The 17633-nt window shown below is 58.7% G+C and carries 15 protein-coding genes; 4 read left to right on the top strand and 11 right to left on the bottom strand.

Annotated features, from left to right (window positions below):
• From Q8K09_RS03235 to ppsA, 5 genes are all read right to left on the bottom strand, one after another.
• Positions 1 to 246 (bottom strand): CrfX protein, encoded by a 246-nt coding sequence (locus Q8K09_RS03235; protein WP_305253588.1) that lies wholly within the window; start codon positions 244 to 246, stop codon positions 1 to 3.
• A 54-nt stretch (positions 247 to 300) separates the two neighbouring features.
• Positions 301 to 1296, bottom strand: a complete 996-nt coding sequence (locus tag Q8K09_RS03240; protein WP_305253589.1) for a zinc transporter ZntB — start codon at positions 1294 to 1296, stop codon at positions 301 to 303.
• 18 nt (positions 1297 to 1314) lie between these two features.
• Positions 1315 to 1803 (bottom strand): ribonuclease E activity regulator RraA, encoded by a 489-nt coding sequence (gene rraA / locus Q8K09_RS03245; RefSeq protein ID WP_305253590.1) that lies wholly within the window; start codon positions 1801 to 1803, stop codon positions 1315 to 1317.
• 198 nt (positions 1804 to 2001) lie between these two features.
• Positions 2002 to 3012: an alpha/beta fold hydrolase gene (locus Q8K09_RS03250; RefSeq protein ID WP_305253591.1), complete on the bottom strand. Its 1011-nt coding sequence runs from the start codon at positions 3010 to 3012 to the stop codon at positions 2002 to 2004.
• 63 nt (positions 3013 to 3075) lie between these two features.
• Positions 3076 to 5448 (bottom strand): phosphoenolpyruvate synthase, encoded by a 2373-nt coding sequence (gene ppsA, locus Q8K09_RS03255; RefSeq protein WP_305253592.1) that lies wholly within the window; start codon positions 5446 to 5448, stop codon positions 3076 to 3078.
• A 176-nt stretch (positions 5449 to 5624) separates the two neighbouring features.
• Here ppsA and Q8K09_RS03260 point away from each other — a divergent pair, with 176 nt between their 5' ends.
• Positions 5625 to 6443 (top strand): pyruvate, water dikinase regulatory protein, encoded by an 819-nt coding sequence (locus tag Q8K09_RS03260; protein WP_305253593.1) that lies wholly within the window; start codon positions 5625 to 5627, stop codon positions 6441 to 6443.
• A gap of 78 nt (positions 6444 to 6521) precedes the next feature.
• Here Q8K09_RS03260 and prpF read toward each other — a convergent pair whose 3' ends face one another.
• From prpF to Q8K09_RS03285, 5 genes are all read right to left on the bottom strand, one after another.
• Positions 6522 to 7721 (bottom strand): 2-methylaconitate cis-trans isomerase PrpF, encoded by a 1200-nt coding sequence (prpF, locus tag Q8K09_RS03265; RefSeq protein WP_305253594.1) that lies wholly within the window; start codon positions 7719 to 7721, stop codon positions 6522 to 6524.
• A 166-nt stretch (positions 7722 to 7887) separates the two neighbouring features.
• Positions 7888 to 10491, bottom strand: coding sequence for a Fe/S-dependent 2-methylisocitrate dehydratase AcnD (gene acnD, locus Q8K09_RS03270; RefSeq protein WP_305253651.1), 2604 nt, complete (start codon positions 10489 to 10491; stop codon positions 7888 to 7890).
• A gap of 2 nt (positions 10492 to 10493) precedes the next feature.
• Complete coding sequence (gene prpC / locus Q8K09_RS03275) at positions 10494 to 11657, bottom strand: 2-methylcitrate synthase (protein WP_305253595.1); 1164 nt, start codon at positions 11655 to 11657, stop codon at positions 10494 to 10496.
• Positions 11658 to 11731: 74 nt separating this feature from the next.
• Positions 11732 to 12628, bottom strand: coding sequence for a methylisocitrate lyase (gene prpB, locus Q8K09_RS03280; protein ID WP_305253596.1), 897 nt, complete (start codon positions 12626 to 12628; stop codon positions 11732 to 11734).
• Entirely contained in the window at positions 12625 to 13362 is a 738-nt protein-coding gene (locus tag Q8K09_RS03285) for a GntR family transcriptional regulator (protein ID WP_305253597.1), read from the bottom strand. The genes prpB and Q8K09_RS03285 overlap by 4 nt, the downstream gene beginning before the upstream one ends.
• Before the next feature lie 294 nt (positions 13363 to 13656).
• Here Q8K09_RS03285 and Q8K09_RS03290 point away from each other — a divergent pair, with 294 nt between their 5' ends.
• From Q8K09_RS03290 to Q8K09_RS03300, 3 genes are read left to right on the top strand one after another with little or no spacing between them, the layout of a single operon-like run.
• Complete coding sequence (locus tag Q8K09_RS03290) at positions 13657 to 14208, top strand: ATP-dependent zinc protease (RefSeq protein WP_305253598.1); 552 nt, start codon at positions 13657 to 13659, stop codon at positions 14206 to 14208.
• A gap of 5 nt (positions 14209 to 14213) precedes the next feature.
• Positions 14214 to 15740 carry an inactive transglutaminase family protein gene (locus Q8K09_RS03295; RefSeq protein ID WP_305253599.1) on the top strand — a complete coding sequence of 509 codons (1527 nt, stop codon included), beginning with the start codon at positions 14214 to 14216 and terminating at the stop codon, positions 15738 to 15740.
• A 3-nt stretch (positions 15741 to 15743) separates the two neighbouring features.
• Positions 15744 to 16730, top strand: a complete 987-nt coding sequence (locus Q8K09_RS03300; RefSeq protein WP_305253600.1) for an alpha-L-glutamate ligase-like protein — start codon at positions 15744 to 15746, stop codon at positions 16728 to 16730.
• Positions 16731 to 16966: 236 nt separating this feature from the next.
• On the opposite strand, the gene uraH is transcribed toward Q8K09_RS03300, so the two are convergent.
• The gene (uraH, locus tag Q8K09_RS03305) at positions 16967 to 17320 is read right to left on the bottom strand and encodes a hydroxyisourate hydrolase (protein WP_305253601.1); all 354 of its coding nucleotides are present in this window, start codon (positions 17318 to 17320) and stop codon (positions 16967 to 16969) included.
• Positions 17321 to 17633: the final 313 nt, after the last annotated feature.

Consider the following 17633-nt stretch of genomic DNA (forward strand, 5'->3'; position numbering starts at 1 on the left):
TCAGTCAGCCTTGTCAGTAGAACGAACAGTAGGGCGGCGGCGTGACACGGGAGACACATGAGCCGAGCCGTTATTCAGCGCGATCATCATTGCACCAAGCCAGTGCCCCATGAGCGCGAAAAGGTCGCCGGCACCGACCTGGCGGTTGGCCGTTTTCAGTACGCGATGCAGGCAAGCGTCGTCATCGTGATCAGACGCGCCAGACTTGAGCATATCGCGCAGGGATTCTTCAAATGGATCGTGCATGAAGCACCTCATAGAACGTCTCGGCTAGACGAGACCAACTTGCGGCAAGTCACATCAGGCCCAACGCAGGCGGCGCAGCAGCCACCATTGGCCAAGGCCGATCACCAGCATGAGCAGGCAGGCGATAAGAAAGCCGAAGGGGCTATCAGTGCCGGGAATGCCACCCACATTGATACCCAGTAAACCTGTGAGGAAGCTCATCGGCAGAAAAACTCCGGTGATAATGGCGAAACGGTACATGATCCGATTCATCCGCTGATCCATGCGGCGATTTTCCGCCTCCAGCAGCAGGCTGACGCGCTCACGGCTGAGCTCCAACTCTTCCAGGTAACGGGTCAGGCGGTTATGCAGCTCGTTCCAATAACCTGAGTCGTCGGCAAGAAACCAGGGCTGCTGCTTGCGCGTCAACTGCGCATAAATCTCACTTTGCGGCGCGAGGAAACGACGCAAGCCGGCAGCGCGGCGCCGCACCTGCAGCAATTGCGCGTGATCCGGCACAGCATGCTCATCGGCATCGACCTGCTCTTCCTGCTCGTCGACTCGCTCGGACAACTCGGCTACTAGAGCGTCGACCTTGTCGGTCAGGTAATCCGCGAGGGTCAGGATCAGTTCTGACGAGGTTTTCGGACCACGACCTGCGGCGAAGTCGGCAATCAGGTTCTCGGTCGCGCGCAACGGGCGCAGGCGCAAGGAAATAATCCGCCTGGCATCGGCAAAGATGCGCACTGAGACCATGTCCTCCGGCTCTGCTCCCGGGTTGAGATTGACCCCGCGCAGAAACAGCAGCAACGCGTCATCCGGCAGCATCAGCAGGCGCGGCCGGGTGTTTTCCTCGAGCATCAGATCACAGGCGAACTCACTCAAGCCGCTTTCGCCGCGCAACCACTGCTGGGTCTTCGGATGACTGCGATCCCAGTGCACCCACAGGCTCTCTCGCTCGGCCAGTTCGAGGCCAGCCAATTGCCCTTGAGCGATGGCACGTGCGCCGCCTGCTCCATCCAGGACAAAAGCGTGCACCAGGCCCCACAACGTGTTGTCTTGCTCGTGCATGCCGACTCCTGGCATTTCTTATTCCGGCATCTTCAGCGCAGTGGGCGAAATGATGATGCCGTTGTTGTCAGCATACAGGTATTCACCTGGGCGGAACGTTACGCCACCGAAAGTCACGGCCACATTAAGGTCGCCGATGCCGCGCTTATCGGTTTTCATCGGATGACTGGCCAGTGCCTGTATGCCGAGTTCGGTCTGCGCCAGGACATCGACATCGCGCACACAGCCATAGATGACTAAACCTTCCCAGCCATTCTTCGCGGCTTTTTCCGCCAGCATGTCACCGAGTAAAGCGCGGCGCATGGAGGCACCACCATCCACTACCATCACCTTGCCTTTACCGGGCTGCTCTACGTGCTCCTTGACCAGCGAGTTGTCTTCAAAGCATTTGATGGTGACGATCTCGCCACCGAAGGAGTCGCGCCCGCCGAAATTGCTGAACATCGGCTCGACGACCTGGACCAGTTCAGGGTAGGCGTCACACAAGTCCGGGGTGATGTAATGCATAGGGAAACTCCTGATTGACTAGATATTTAACCTCAGGCTGCAGCGATCAGTGCTGACACGATCAGCGCAACGCCTGAGCTGTGACAGTGGTGTTGTACAAGGGTGCCCTGACTGAGCCTGCGCCTTGCGCGACGATCGTCGCAGTCGAGCCAAGCACAAAACCACCGAACGGCCATTTCGCAGCACATATTAGCGACATCACTGCGCGGGAAGATCGCCCTGCACCTGCTCAAGCGCAGCAGGTTTGAGTTCACCAGGCATATTCTGGGTTTTATCCAGCCACCGCGCCACCAAAGGCCACACCTCACGTTGCGCCTCTTTGCTGACGAGCATTTCGACATGACCGAAATCGCCCGCGAAACCGTTTTCCTGACCCAGGCAGAGGAACTCGCTTACCGGCGAGCCGAACTGTTCAAGCAGCTTGCGACACGCCCACACCGGATCCTGCCGATCACCTACTGCTGCCACCGCGAGCACAGGTACCCGTACTTCAGCCAGGCCAGCCCACCAATCACGCTCAGCATCGCCAAAACGACCAAACAAACCATGCCAGCGCAAGCTCTCCAGGGCCAGACCGACAGGCTCATCTTCCGGCCCGCGCTTGAGCCGGCTACCGGACAGAACAGAGAACTGCTTGAGCAGCAAGCGCCCGCCCCATTCTACCGGCGGCACTTTCAGCGGCCAGTAGGTGCGACTGATCTGGCTGCCGAACAAGGCCGCAGACGCCACCCGGCTCTGGTCTAGATAATGCCCACCCAACGCACCAGCCAAGGTGATACCGCCCAGCGAATGGCCGATCCAATGGGCCGGCTGGGGGTTCTGTTCATGGACGAACTCGGCTAGCGCAGGTAAATCGTAACGCACGTAGTCGCTGACACGGTTGTGCCGGTACGCCTTGTTGCGCGGCGACAGTCCATGCCCTCGCATCTCGGCGATCCACACGTCGAAACCGGCACGCGCCAGGTAAGGACCAAGCCCGATACCCTTGGGTGAATACCAGAAACGCCGGTTAGAGAAACTGCCGGGGATCAATATCACCGGGACGCCCCGTACGCCCTGCGGAACGGCCAAGCCCAAACGGGTCAGGGCCAATTCGACAGTGCGATCCGGGCTGTTGCAGGGCTTGAGGCGATAGACATCCTCGCTCAAGTCCCCACGAAACTCCGCGCTGATCAAAGCGACGGGAAAAAGCTCACTGCTGCTTTGCATCTTTGCTCTTGCACAAAAAAGGGCAGGATCAACCTGCCCTTGAATCAAAAGGTTAACGGTAAATCAGACAGGCTGGCCTTCCGCGAGGAAGAACCAGGTGTCCAGTACCGAATCCGGGTTCAGCGATACGCTTTCGATACCCTGCTCCATCAGCCAGCGTGCCAGATCTGGATGATCCGAAGGCCCCTGACCGCAAATGCCGATGTACTTGCCGGCCTTGTTGCACGCCTGGATGGCGTTACTCAGTAACTTCTTGACTGCCGGATTACGCTCGTCGAAAAGGTGCGCAACGATGCCGGAATCCCGATCCAGGCCCAAGGTCAGCTGGGTCAGATCGTTGGAGCCAATCGAGAAGCCATCGAAGAACTCGAGGAACTCTTCAGCCAGAATTGCGTTGGATGGCAACTCGCACATCATGATGATGCGCAAGCCGTTCTCGCCGCGCGTAAGGCCGTTACTGGCCAGCAGGTCGATGACCTGACTGGCTTCGCCGAGGGTGCGCACGAAAGGCACCATGATCTCGACGTTGGTCAGGCCCATCTCATTGCGCACCTTCTTCATCGCCCGGCATTCCAGCTCGAAGCAATCGCGGAAGGATTCGCTGATGTAGCGCGAGGCGCCACGGAAGCCGAGCATCGGGTTCTCTTCTTCCGGCTCGTAGAGCTTGCCGCCGATCAGGTTGGCGTATTCGTTGGACTTGAAGTCGGACAGACGCACGATGACCTTCTTCGGCCAGAAGGCTGCCGCCAGGGTGCTGATACCCTCGACCAGCTTCTCGACGTAGAAGTTGACCGGGTCGTCGTAACCGGCGATGCGCTTCTCGACGCTGTCCTTGATCTCCGGCGGCAAGCCAGCGAAGTTCAGCAACGCTTTTGGATGCACGCCGATCATGCGGTTGATGATGAATTCCAGACGGGCCAAGCCTACGCCAGCGTTCGGCAACTGGGCGAAATCGAAGGCACGATCGGGGTTACCGACGTTCATCATGATCTTGAACGGCAGGTCGGGCATGGCATCCACGGAGTTTGTGCGGACATCGAAGCCCAGCTCGCCCTCGAAGATGAAGCCGGTGTCGCCCTCGGCGCAGGACACAGTCACACCCTGGCCATCTTTCAGCACATGGGTGGCATTGCCACAGCCAACCACGGCCGGTACACCCAGCTCACGAGCGATGATCGCCGCGTGGCAGGTGCGCCCGCCCCGGTTGGTGACGATGGCGCTGGCGCGCTTCATGACCGGCTCCCAGTCCGGGTCGGTCATGTCGGAAACCAGCACGTCGCCTGGCTGTACCTTGTCCATTTCGGAGATGTCGTTGATTACCCGCACCTTGCCAGCGCCGATCTTCTGGCCGATCGCTCGACCCTCGACCAGCACGGTACCGGTTTCCTTGAGCAGGTAGCGCTCCATGACATTGACATTGGTGCGGCTTCTAACGGTTTCCGGGCGGGCCTGGACGATATACAGCTTGCCGTCATCGCCGTCTTTGGCCCATTCGATGTCCATCGGCCGGCCGTAGTGTTTCTCGATGATCATGGCCTGCTTGGCCAACTCGCTGACCTCGGCGTCAGTCAGACAGAAGCGCGCGCGATCGGCACGGTCGACATCAACCACCTTGACTGATTTACCAGCCTTGGCTTCGTCGCCGTAGATCATCTTGATCGCCTTGCTGCCTAGGTTGCGGCGCAGGATCGCCGGACGTCCGGCTTCAAGGGTCTGCTTGTGCACATAGAATTCGTCGGGGTTGACTGCACCCTGCACCACGGTTTCGCCCAGGCCGTAAGCGCCAGTGATGAACACTACATCGCGAAAGCCCGACTCGGTGTCCAGGGTAAACATTACCCCGGCAGTGCCGGTTTCCGAACGCACCATGCGCTGCACACCGGCAGACAGGGCGACCAGCTTGTGGTCGAAGCCCTGATGCACGCGGTAGGAGATGGCGCGGTCGTTGAACAGCGAAGCGAACACTTCCTTGGCCGCACGGATCACGTTGTCCACGCCGCGAATGTTCAAGAAGGTTTCTTGTTGGCCCGCGAAAGAGGCATCCGGCAGATCTTCGGCGGTGGCCGAGGAGCGTACGGCTACAGCCATATGCTCATTGCCGTCAGCCATGGCGGCGAAGGCGGTGCGAATTTGCGCATCCAGTTCGACCGGGAAAGTGGCGTCCATCACCCATTCGCGGATCTGCGCACCGGTTTTGGCCAGGGCATTGACGTCGTCAACGTCGAGGGCATCCAGCGCCGCGTGGATCTGCTCATTCAGGCCGCTCAGCTCGAGAAAGTCACGGTAGGCCAGGGCGGTAGTGGCGAAACCACCGGGGACCGATACTCCGGCGCCGGCAAGGTTGCTGATCATCTCGCCCAGGGAGGCGTTCTTGCCCCCTACGTGCTCAACATCGTGATTGCCGAGCTTATCGAGGGAAACTACGTACTCTACCAAGGTGATCTCTCCACTAAGGTGTTGGAAAAGCTCAAGGGGCTGGGGCATTCGGCGGCGTATGTCCGCACGATTGTGGCCGGGCCCTGGAAAATAAGTAACAATGCAAGCACTCACTGCCTGCCAAAGCGGGCCCATGATAGCCAAGAATCGTCCTCAGCTTAAGGCCCACGGTGCAAATGAAACGAAGCGCATTCTTTATCTCTGATGGTACCGGCATCACGGCCGAAACCCTGGGCCAAAGCTTATTGGCGCAGTTCGAAACTATCAACTTCACCAAACTCACGCGACCGTACATCGACAGCGTGGAAAAAGCGCGCGCAATCGTACAACAAATCAATGCTGCTGCCGAGAAGGACGATGCGCGGCCCATCATCTTCGACACCATCGTCAACCAGGAAATTCGCGAGGTTCTAGCCGAGTCCGACGGTTTCATGATTGACATTTTCTCGAGCTTTCTCGCCCCTCTCGAGCAGGAATTGAGTTCTCACTCTTCCTATTCAGTCGGCAAGTCCCACTCCATCGGGCACAACTCCAATTATATGGAGCGTATCGAGGCAGTAAACTTCGCCCTGGACAACGATGACGGCGCGCGTACCCACTATTACGACAAGGCTGATCTGATCCTGGTCGGTGTTTCCCGCTGCGGGAAAACCCCTACGTGCCTGTATATGGCAATGCAATACGGGATTCGTGCCGCAAATTACCCATTAACCGAAGATGATATGGAAAGTTTGCAGTTGCCCGCAGTGCTGAAAAAATACCGAGAAAAGCTGTTCGGCCTGACCATCGACCCTGATCGGCTGACCGCCATTCGCCACGAGCGCAAACCCAATAGCCGTTACGCCAGCTTCGCCCAGGCCGAGTTTGAGGTGCGTGAGGTGGAAAGCCTGTTCCGCCGCGAGAACATCAACTTCATCAATTCCACCTATTTTTCTGTGGAAGAGATTTCCGCCAAGATTCTGGTGGAAAAAGGTGTTGAGCGACGCCTCAAGTAGGCGCGGGCGTACCGCGATACCCATCAATCTCAACGCAGAAATGATGGGTATCGCTGCGCTCAACTCACCCTACAGCCTTCAGCAGCAGTCACCCGGCACGCGTACCCAGCCTTCCATCAATATCCGCGCACTGCGCGACATAATGGCCTTGGTTACAACCCACTGGCCGTCGACCAGAGCCGCCTGAGCGCCAACACGCAAGGTGCCGGACGGATGACCAAAACGCACCGCGTCGCGCGCAGTACCACCGGCCGCCTGATTGACCAGGGTTCCCGGAATCGCCGCCGCGGTAGCGATGGCGACTGCGCAGGTGCCCATCATCGCGTGGTGCAGCTTGCCCATGGACAGGGCGCGCACCAGCAGATCGACATCAGCGGCCTGCACGGCTTTGCCACTGGACGACTGATAATCTTTAGGCCGGGAAACGAACGCAATTTTCGGCGTATGTTGGCGCTTGAGCGCCTCTTCTGGCGTCTTGATCAGCCCCATGCGCAGTGCCGCAGCGATGCGGATCTGCTCGAGCCTCTCCAGCGCCTTGGCATCTGTGTTGATTGCCTCGCGCAGCTCGGTGCCGGTGTAACCGATGTCCTCGGCATTGACGAACACAGTCGGAATGCCGGCGCTGATCATCGTCGCCTTGAGCGTGCCGCTGCTTACAACATCTACGGGCACCTCAAGATCGTCGACCAGGTTGCCGGTAGGGAACATCGAGCCGCCCTCCTCGCCGTCATCGGACGGATCGATAAACTCCAGGACGATTTCGGCTGCCGGGAAGGTCACGCCATCCAACTCGAAGTCACCGGTTTCCTGCACCTGGCCGTTGGTTACCGGCACATGGGCAATGATGGTTTTCTTGATATTGGCCTGCCAAATGCGCACCACGCAGGTGCCGTTCTGCGGAACGCGCGAGGGATCAATCAGGCCGGCGTGGATCGCAAACGCGCCAGCGGCGGTCGACAGATTGCCGCAGTTGCCGGACCAATCCACAAAAGCCGAGTCGATCGAGACCTGGCCATAGAGGTAGTCCACGTCATGTTCGGGCACGCTGCTCTTGGCCAGGATCACGCACTTGCTGGTACTGGAGGTAGCGCTACCCATGCCGTCGATGTGCGCGGCATAGGGGTCCGGGCTGCCGATCACCCGCATGAACAACTTGTCACGGGCCTCGCCCGGCACCTGGCAACGCTCGGGCAGGTCCTGTAGGCGGAAAAAAACGCCCTTGCTGGTGCCGCCACGGATGTAGGTGGCGGGCACTTTGATCTGGGGTACATGGGACATTGGATGACTCCTCAAGCTGAATAAGGGCGGCCATTTGCACATCGACCCGCAGCGTAAGCCGCAGCGGGTCGAGAGCAGGACTAGACCGCAGAATGGGTTGAGCGCAGCGATGCCCATGCAGCGTACGGATGTTGGGTAGCGCTGCGCTCAAGACCAACCTAGGACCTCAGTTGGTGGTCGATTCGAGGAAGTCCTGGGCGAAGCGCTGCAGCACGCCGCCGGCTTGGTAGACCGAGACTTCATCGTTGCTGTCCAGGCGGCAGGTCATTGGCACATCGACACGTTCACCATTCTTACGATGGATGACCAGGGTCAGATCGGCGCGCGGCTTGAGCTCACCCACCACGTCGTAGGTCTCGGTGCCATCGATGGCCAGAGTCAGGCGAGTGGTACCTGGTTTGAACTCCAGCGGCAGCACGCCCATGCCGAGCAGGTTGGTGCGGTGGATACGTTCGAAGCCTTCGGCGGCGATGGCTTCCACGCCGGCCAGACGCACGCCTTTGGCGGCCCAGTCCCGCGAAGAACCTTGGCCGTAGTCGGCACCGGCAACGATAATCAGCGGCTGCTTGCGCTCCATATAGGTTTCGATGGCTTCCCACATACGGGTCACCTTGCCTTCCGGCTCGATACGCGTCAGCGAGCCTTTCTTCACCTGACCATCGACTACAGCCATCTCGTTGACCAACTGCGGGTTGGCGAAGGTGGCACGCTGCGCGGTCAAATGATCCCCCCGGTGGGTGGCGTAGGAATTGAAGTCCTCTTCCGGCAGGCCCATTTTGTGCAAATACTCACCCGCAGCACTGTCGAGCATGATGGCGTTGGACGGCGACAGGTGGTCGGTGGTGATGTTGTCCGGCAGTACGGCCAGCGGCCGCATGCCCTTGAGCGTACGCTCGCCGGCCAGGGCGCCTTCCCAGTAGGGCGGACGGCGGATGTAAGTGGACATCGGTCGCCATTCATACAACGGCGCGACCTTCAGGCCGGTGTCTTCCTCGATGGCGAACATCGGGATGTAAACCTGGCGAAACTGCTCAGGTTTGACCGCAGCCTTGACCACGGCATTGATTTCCTCGTCGCTTGGCCAGATGTCCTTCAGGCGGATTTCCTTGCCGTCGACCACCGCCAGCACATCCTTCTCGATATCGAAGCGCATGGTGCCGGCAATGGCATAGGCCACCACCAGCGGCGGCGAAGCCAGGAAAGCCTGCTTGGCATAGGGATGGATACGCCCGTCGAAATTGCGGTTACCCGACAATACGGCGGTGGCATACAGGTCGCGGTCGATGATTTCCTGCTGAATCTTCGGGTCCAGTGCGCCGGACATGCCATTGCAGGTGGTGCAGGCGAAACCCACCACACCGAAGCCGAGTGCCTCCAACTCCTTGGTCAGTCCCGCTTCGTCCAAATACATGGACACCGTCTTGGAACCGGGCGCCAGCGAGGACTTCACCCAGGGCTTGCGGGTCAGGCCGAGCTTGTTGGCGTTGCGTGCCAGCAGGCCAGCGGCAATCACATTGCGCGGGTTGCTGGTGTTGGTGCAGCTGGTGATTGCGGCGATGATCACCGCGCCATCCGGCATCAGACCCTGGGCCTCTTCGGCACGCGCCTTGTCCAGGTCAACCGCGATTCCCCGCGCAGCCAGGTCGGCGACCGGCAGGCGACGGTGCGGGTTGCTCGGGCCGGCCAGGGTGCGCACGACCGTAGACAGGTCGAACTTGAGCACACGCTCATATTCAGCATTGACCAGACTATCAGCCCACAGGCCGGTAGCCTTGGCATACAGCTCGACCAGTTTGACCTGCTCGTCATCACGCCCGGTAAGCGTGAGGTAATCGATGGTCTGCTGGTCGATGGCGAACATTGCTGCGGTGGCGCCGTATTCCGGCGCCATGTTGGAAATGGTCGCGCGATCGCCGAGGGTCAGACTGGCCGCGCCTTCACCGTAGAACTCAAGCCAGGCACCGACGACTTTTTCCTTGCGCAGGAACTCGGTCAACGACAGCACCACGTCGGTGGCGGTAATACCGGGCTGGGGCTTACCGGAAAGCTCCACACCGATGATGTCGGGCAGGCGCATCCAGGACGCACGGCCGAGCATGACGTTCTCCGCTTCCAGGCCGCCAACGCCGATGGCGATCACGCCCAAGGCATCGACGTGCGGGGTGTGGCTGTCGGTACCCACACAGGTATCCGGGAAAGCAACACCGTCGCGCACCTGGATCACCGGCGACATCTTCTCCAGATTGATCTGGTGCATGATGCCGTTGCCAGGCGGGATCACGTCGACGTTCTTGAACGCCTGCTTGGTCCAATTAATGAAATGAAAGCGATCCTCGTTGCGACGGTCCTCGATGGCGCGATTCTTCTCGAACGCCTGCGGTTCAAAACCGCCGCTCTCGACGGCCAGCGAATGGTCGACGATAAGTTGCACCGGCACCACGGGGTTGACCTGCGACGGGTCACCGCCTTGATCGGCGATGGCGTCACGCAGGCCCGCCAAGTCGACCAGCGCAGTCTGGCCGAGGATGTCATGGCAGACCACACGCGCAGGATACCAAGGGAAATCCAGATCGCACTTGCGCTCGATAAACTGGCTCAGCGAGGCAGTCAGCGTGGCTGGGTCACAACGGCGCACCAGGTTTTCCGCCAGCACACGCGAGCTGTAGGGCAGCTTGTCGTAGGCACCCGCCTGAATCGCATCGACCGCAGCGCGGGTATCGAAGTAGTCAAGGGCAGTGCCGGGCAGGGATTTGCGGTATTGGCTGTTCATGGTCATGGGCGATCCTTGAGCGGCACGAATGTGAGGTCTTCGGGGCCGACATAGTTGGCGCTCGGGCGAATGATCTTGCCGTCGATCCGCTGCTCGATAACGTGGCTGGACCAGCCCGAAGTACGGGCAATCACGAACAGTGGCGTGAACATGGCGGTCGGAATACCCATCATGTGGTAACTAACGGCACTGAACCAATCGAGGTTGGGGAACATCTTCTTGATTTCCCACATGGTCGATTCCAGCCGCTCGGCGATGTCATACATCTTCATGTTGCCCTGCTCAGCGCAGAGGGACTGAGCCACGCCCTTGATCACGTTGTTGCGCGGATCGCTCACGGTGTAGACCGGGTGACCGAAACCAATCACCACTTCTTTCTTTTCGACGCGGGCACGAATATCGGCCTCGGCTTCGTCCGGATTGTCATAGCGCTTCTGAATTTCGAAGGCGACTTCGTTGGCGCCGCCATGCTTGGGACCGCGCAACGCGCCGATGCCACCGGCAATGCAGCTGAACATGTCTGAACCCGTGCCGGCGATCACCCGCGAGGCAAATGTTGAGGCATTGAATTCGTGCTCGGCGTAAAGGACCAGCGAGGTGTGCATAGCCCGCACCCACGACTCGCGCGGCGCCTCGCCATGCAGCAGGTGGAGGAAGTGACCACCAATGGAGTCGTCGTCGGTTTCCACATCTATACGCTTGCCGTTATGGCTGAAGTGGTACCAGTACAACAGCATGGAACCCAGTGAAGCCATCAGCTTGTCGGCGATGTCGCGCGCGCCTGGATGATTGTGGTCATCCTTCTCCGGCGACAGGCAGCCGAGCACCGACACACCCGTGCGCATCACATCCATCGGATGAGCAGATGGCGGCAGCTGCTCCAGAGCGGTTTTCAGTGCCGCTGGCAGACCACGTAGGGCCTTGAGCTTGGCCTTGTAACCGGCCAACTCGGCAACATTGGGCAACTTGCCGTGCACCAACAGGTGAGCGATTTCCTCGAACTCGCAGGCAGTGGCGACATCGAGGATGTCATAGCCACGGTAGTGCAGGTCGTTACCACTGCGGCCGACGGTACACAGCGCGGTATTACCGGCGGCGGTTCCGCTCAGGGCTACCGATTTCTTTGGCTTGAAGCCGGGGGTGGTGGTTTCTGGGGTCGTGCTCATCAGGTATCTCTCCTCGTCCGATCCGGTCGGGTATTTTCTTGTTATGCAGCGAGCCGCTGCGGCTCGCGCTCCGGTTATTTCTTGGCGGCGAACAGCGCGTCGAGATGCTGCTCGAAGGCGTGGTAGTTGATGCGATCGTAGAGCTCCATACGGGTCTGCATGGTGTCGATCACATTCTTCTGGGTGCCATCACGGCGCAGCGCGGTGTAGACATTTTCGGCCGCCTTGTTCATGGCGCGGAAGGCTGACAGCGGGTAGAGCACCAGGGAGACGTCGACGCTGGCCAGCTCTTCGGTGGTGTAAAGCGGCGTGGCGCCAAACTCGGTGATATTGGCCAGGATCGGTGCCTTGAGGCGGTCGGCAAAGGTCTTGTACATCGCCAGCTCGGTGATCGCCTCGGGGAAGATCATGTCGGCGCCGGCTTCAATGCAGGCCTCTGCTCGATCCAGCGCCGAATTCAGGCCTTCGACTGCCAGTGCATCGGTGCGCGCCATGATCACGAAACTGTCGTCGGTACGCGCATCCACTGCGGCCTTGATCCGGTCGACCATCTCCTGCAGCGTGACGATCTCCTTGTTCGGCCGATGACCACAGCGCTTGGCGCCAACCTGATCTTCGATGTGAATCGCTGCGGCGCCGAATTTGATCATCGACTTTACTGTGCGTGCCACATTGAACGCCGAGGAGCCAAAGCCGGTGTCGACATCCACCAGCAGCGGCAGGTCGCAGACATCGGTAATCCGCCGCACGTCGGTCAGCACATCGTCCAACCCGGTGATACCCAGATCCGGCAGACCGAGGGAGCCAGCAGCCACACCGCCGCCCGACAGGTAGATCGCCTTGAAGCCGGCGCGCTTGGCCAGCAGCGCGTGATTGGCGTTGATCGCACCGACGACCTGCAGCGGATGTTCCGCGGCAACGGCATCGCGGAAACGCTGACCGGGACTGCTCTGGATAGAAAGCTGACTCATGACTCACCTCGGGGTTTGGCTGTCTTGGTTGGTGCGCCCTGCCCCATGCTCATGGCGAAGTGGCGCTCGATATTGCGTTTGGATGCGCCGATATGACGGCGCATCAATAATTCAGCAAGCTCGCCATCACGCTCGGCAATGGCGTCAAGAATGCGGTGGTGCTCAGCAAATGCCTGGCGTGGACGGTTCGGCGTAGCCGAAAACTGCAGGCGATACATGCGCACCAGCTGGTAAAGCTCACCGCAGAGCATCTGCACCAGGGTGCGATTGCCGCTGCCCTGAATAATCCGGTAATGGAAATCGAAATCGCCTTCCTGCTGGTAGTAGCCGACACCCGCTTTGAAGGCCTCATCCTGCTCATGCAGGTCGAGCACCCGGCGCAGGTCATCGATCTCCGCAGGGCTCATGCGCTCGGCTGCCAAGCGGCAGGCCATGCCCTCTAGTGACTCGCGAATCTCATACAGCTCGATCAATTCGGCGTGATCGAGCGACACCACCCGCGCCCCGACATGAGGAATGCGGACTAACAGGCGCTGGCCCTCCAGGCGGTGAATTGCTTCGCGCAGCGGCCCACGACTAATGCCGTAGGTACGCGCCAGTTCCGGCTCGGAGATTTTGCTGCCAGGGGCGATCTCGCCTTTGACGATAGCCGCCTGAATACGGCGGAAAACATGCTCGGACAGCGTTTCCGAGTCATCTTGAACGATACGTGGCAACTCAACGGTATCGGGCATATTGTCGACACTACCTGCTGGATTCGCCAAAAAATTACCCTACAGCAGGGCTATTGTCAAACAAGCAACCAGCACTGTCGACAATCCACCCAATAACAAAAAGGCATTGCCGAGCCCTTATTCTCGAATAAACGCACATAAGCGTCTGTCGCAGCAGCAAAATCTCCGTGATAGAATGACGCCCACTTTTACCTGACCCAGCTTTGCGGCCGTTCAAACCAGGCGCCGCGCGCCATGCCGCATCGCCCGCGGCGCCCCATAATCTGACGCCAGCGCCACACCTAATTAGGATTTATGAGACTCAAGCCCTTCGCCTTGCTGTTCTGCATGCTGTTACTGCCTAACATAGGCTTTGCCGCCACAGAGAAAGCCGTATACGGCCTTAATGAATACGTCATGCTGTTCAACCTCGGCCTGCAGGTACCCGCCAAGTTGGATACTGGCGCCAAGACAGCTTCTTTGAGTGCACGCGACATTGAACGATTCAAACGTGACGGTGAGTCTTGGGTACGCTTCTACCTGGCTATCGACGATGCCCACGCCCATCCGATAGAGCGCCCGTTAGCGCGGATCAGCAAAATCAAACGGCGCGCAGGCGACTATGATCCAGAGGAAGAAAAAACCTACACCGCACGACCGGTAATTGAATTAGATATCTGCATGGGCGAAGCCTTGCGCAAGATTGAAGTGAACTTGACTGACCGCAGCGCATTCCAATACCCGTTATTGATCGGCTCCGAAGCGTTAAAACGATTCAGTGCGCTGGTCGACCCAAGCCTAAAATACGCAGCCGGTAAACCTGACTGCCCCCCTGACGCAAACGTTGGCGCCACCCCTAATGAGTAATACCTATGCGCTCTCTTAACCTGCATCTGAAAGTCCTGATTACACTACTGGTGGGTCTGGGCATTTTGATTACGGCCTACCAGATATTCATCCTTGGTATTCCGCTGACCGAAGATGAAACCGATGACCTGTGGAATATCGACGCCCGAGTGGAGTTTCAGGCCAGCCCGCGCGAGCCGGTCAAACTGCAGATGTTCGTGCCGCCACTGAATCAGGATTTCGTAAGCCTTAACGAGAGCTTCATTTCCAATAACTATGGCGTGAGCATCAACCGCGCCAATGGCAATCGTAAGGTCACCTGGTCTGCCCGCCGCGCCAACGGCAAGCAAACGCTTTACTACCGCCTGGTATTGACCAAACGCTACAGCGGCGAACAAGCCAAGAGCACGGGACCGATTTTCCGCGACAGCATTCCAGTTGAGGGTGCCGAGAAGATTGCCGCTGACGCCCTGCTCGCGCCGATCCGCCAACACTCGGCTGACGTAGAAACCTTCATCAGCGAGACCATTAAACGGGTCAGCAATGTCAACGACGACAACGTCAAACTGCTGTTGAGCGGCGACGCCTCCACTGCAAATAAAGCCAATGCCATCGAACTGCTACTGTCCATTGCCCATGTACCAATGGAACGCGTGCACACGGTTCGTCTCGCTGCCGATATTCAGCAAAGCCCCGAGCTTTGGCTACGCAGCTTCAACGGTGAAAAATGGCTCTACTTCAACCCGGAAACCGGCCAACAAGGCATGCCAGTCGATCGCCTGATCTGGTGGATCGGTGATGACGACCTGGTCACCCTCGACGGCGGCAAGCAAGCGCAAGTCAGCTTCACCCTGAGCAATAGCGAGATGAACGCCATCCGCCTGGCCAAGTTGACTGACGAAAATACTGACGCTGACTTCCTTGAGTACTCCCTGTACGGCCTGCCGCTCTCTACCCAGCAGACCTTCCAGATCATGATGGTGATCCCGATCGGCGTGCTGGTGATCCTGATCCTGCGCAACCTCGGTGGCCTGCAAACGCTGGGGACATTCACGCCAGTACTGATCGCCCTGGCCTTCCGTGAAACCCAGCTGGGCTTCGGCATCATCCTGTTCACCATCATTACCGCCCTGGGCCTGTCACTACGCTCCTACCTCGAACACCTGAAACTGCAAATGCTGCCCAGATTGTCAGTGGTCTTGACCTTTGTGGTGGTACTGATCGCGGTAATCAGCCTGCTCAGTCATAAACTCGGCCTCGATCGCGGCCTCTCGGTGGCACTGTTCCCGATGGTAATTCTGACCATGACCATCGAACGCCTGTCGATCACCTGGGAAGAGCGTGGCGGTGGTCATGCCTTCAAGGTCGCCATTGGCACCCTGGTAGCCGCAACCCTGGCTCACCTGCTGATGAGCGTTCCGGAGTTGACCTACTTCGTCTTCACCTTCCCGGCTGTACTGATGATCCTGGTGGGCTTCATGCTGGCGATGGGCCGTTATCGCGGCTACCGCCTGACCGAACTTTTCCGCTTCAAAGCCTTCCTGAAGGATTGAGCAATGCTAGGTCTCTGGAAAACATGGAAGGCCCTTGAAGCCAAAGGCATCATGGGCATCAACAGGCGTAATGCGGATTACGTGCTGAAGTACAACAAGCGCAACCTGTATCCGATCGTCGATGACAAGATCATCACCAAGGAACGCGCCATCGCAGCCGGTATCGATGTACCGGAAATGTACGGCGTGATCGAGACTGAAAAAGGTATCGACAAGCTGCGCGAGATCATCGGCGACCGCCCTGACTTCGTGGTCAAGCCAGCACAAGGTGCTGGCGGTGACGGCATTCTGGTCATCGCTGACCGTTTTGAAGACAAGTACAGGACAGTTTCTGGAAAAATCATCAGCCACGAGGAAATTGAACACCAGATTTCCAGCATCCTCACCGGCCTTTATTCACTGGGCGGTCACCGTGACCGCGCACTGATCGAATACCGCGTAACTCCTGACCCAATCTTCAAGAGCATCAGCTACGAAGGTGTACCGGACATTCGCATCATCGTGCTGATGGGCTACCCGGTGATGGCCATGCTGCGCTTGCCGACTCGTCAGTCCGGCGGCAAAGCCAACCTGCACCAGGGCGCCATTGGTGTGGGCGTAGACCTGGCCACCGGCGTGACCTTGCGCGGCACCTGGCTGAACAACAAAATCAGCAAGCACCCGGACACCACCAACGCGGTAGACGGCGTCCAGCTACCCAACTGGGATGGCTTCATGAAGCTGGCTGCTGGCTGCTATGAGTTGTGCGGCCTTGGCTATATCGGCGTGGATATGGTTCTCGATCAGGAGAAAGGTCCACTGATTCTCGAACTCAACGCGCGCCCCGGCCTGAACATTCAGATCGCCAACGACTGCGGCCTTACCCACCGCACTCATGCGGTAGAAGCCCGACTGGCAGAACTGGCGAAAAAAGGCATCAGCGAAACGCCAGAAGAACGCACGCGTTTCTCCCAGCAGCTGTTTGGTCACGCTCCAAAAGCTGATAGCTGAGCCAAACGGCCAGCCTGTTATCGGGCTACCGACGCCGAGAACAGGCTCACGCCAAATGCCGCTCACGTTAACCACGTGAGCGGCATTTTTATGTTCAGCGTATTAATTGCCGGAAAAACAATTGCCAGGCAGAACAACGGCGCCCTCTCTGCGCAGATCAAGGCCGCCCGTTCAACATGCCATCTGGTCGCCAATGAGCACTCTACTCACGACTCAGGAGCGACAAGCCGTCGCGATCAGCTACCGCGGTAGGTGGAGTAGCTGTAGGGGGAAATCAGCAGCGGCACGTGGTAATGCTCCTGACTGGCATCGATACCGAAGCGCAGCACCACCACATCGAGAAAGGCCGGCTCCGGCAGGACAACGCCACGGCCGCGGTAGTAATCACCCGCATGAAAATGCAGTTGATAGACGCCCGAGCAATAGTCATCGCCCTGCAGCACCGGCGCGTCACAGCGGCCATCGCTGTTGGTCAATACGCTGTTGAGCAGCTCCAGCCGCGCCCCGTCAACCCGGTACAGCTCGATCTTAAGGGCGCTGCCGGGGCAGCCGTGCGCGGCATCTAGAACATGTGTAGTCAATCGTCCCATCGGTTAGGGGTGTCTACGCTGAGCACAGGCCCAGGCAGGCACCACACCTCCTTTACTTGTAGTGAATTCGAAAAATTCAGGCGTTGGCATCTTCATGCGCCTGCAGCATAGCATGTCAAAAGAACACAATTAGACACTTTAAATGATTTTTGTACACAATCTGCACGGCTTGTTTCCACGCATCTGTTTGCTTAATAACAGCGTACAAAGCTAATCACAGCCAACCTAGCCCGGGCAAACCAGACCTGCGCTGAGGCCTTGAATATTTTGCCTAAGCGACGATTTTTTATGAAATAGACAAATTTTAGATTTA

Source organism: Pseudomonas sp. (assembly GCF_030683065.1).
Lineage (GTDB): Bacteria > Pseudomonadota > Gammaproteobacteria > Pseudomonadales > Pseudomonadaceae > Aquipseudomonas.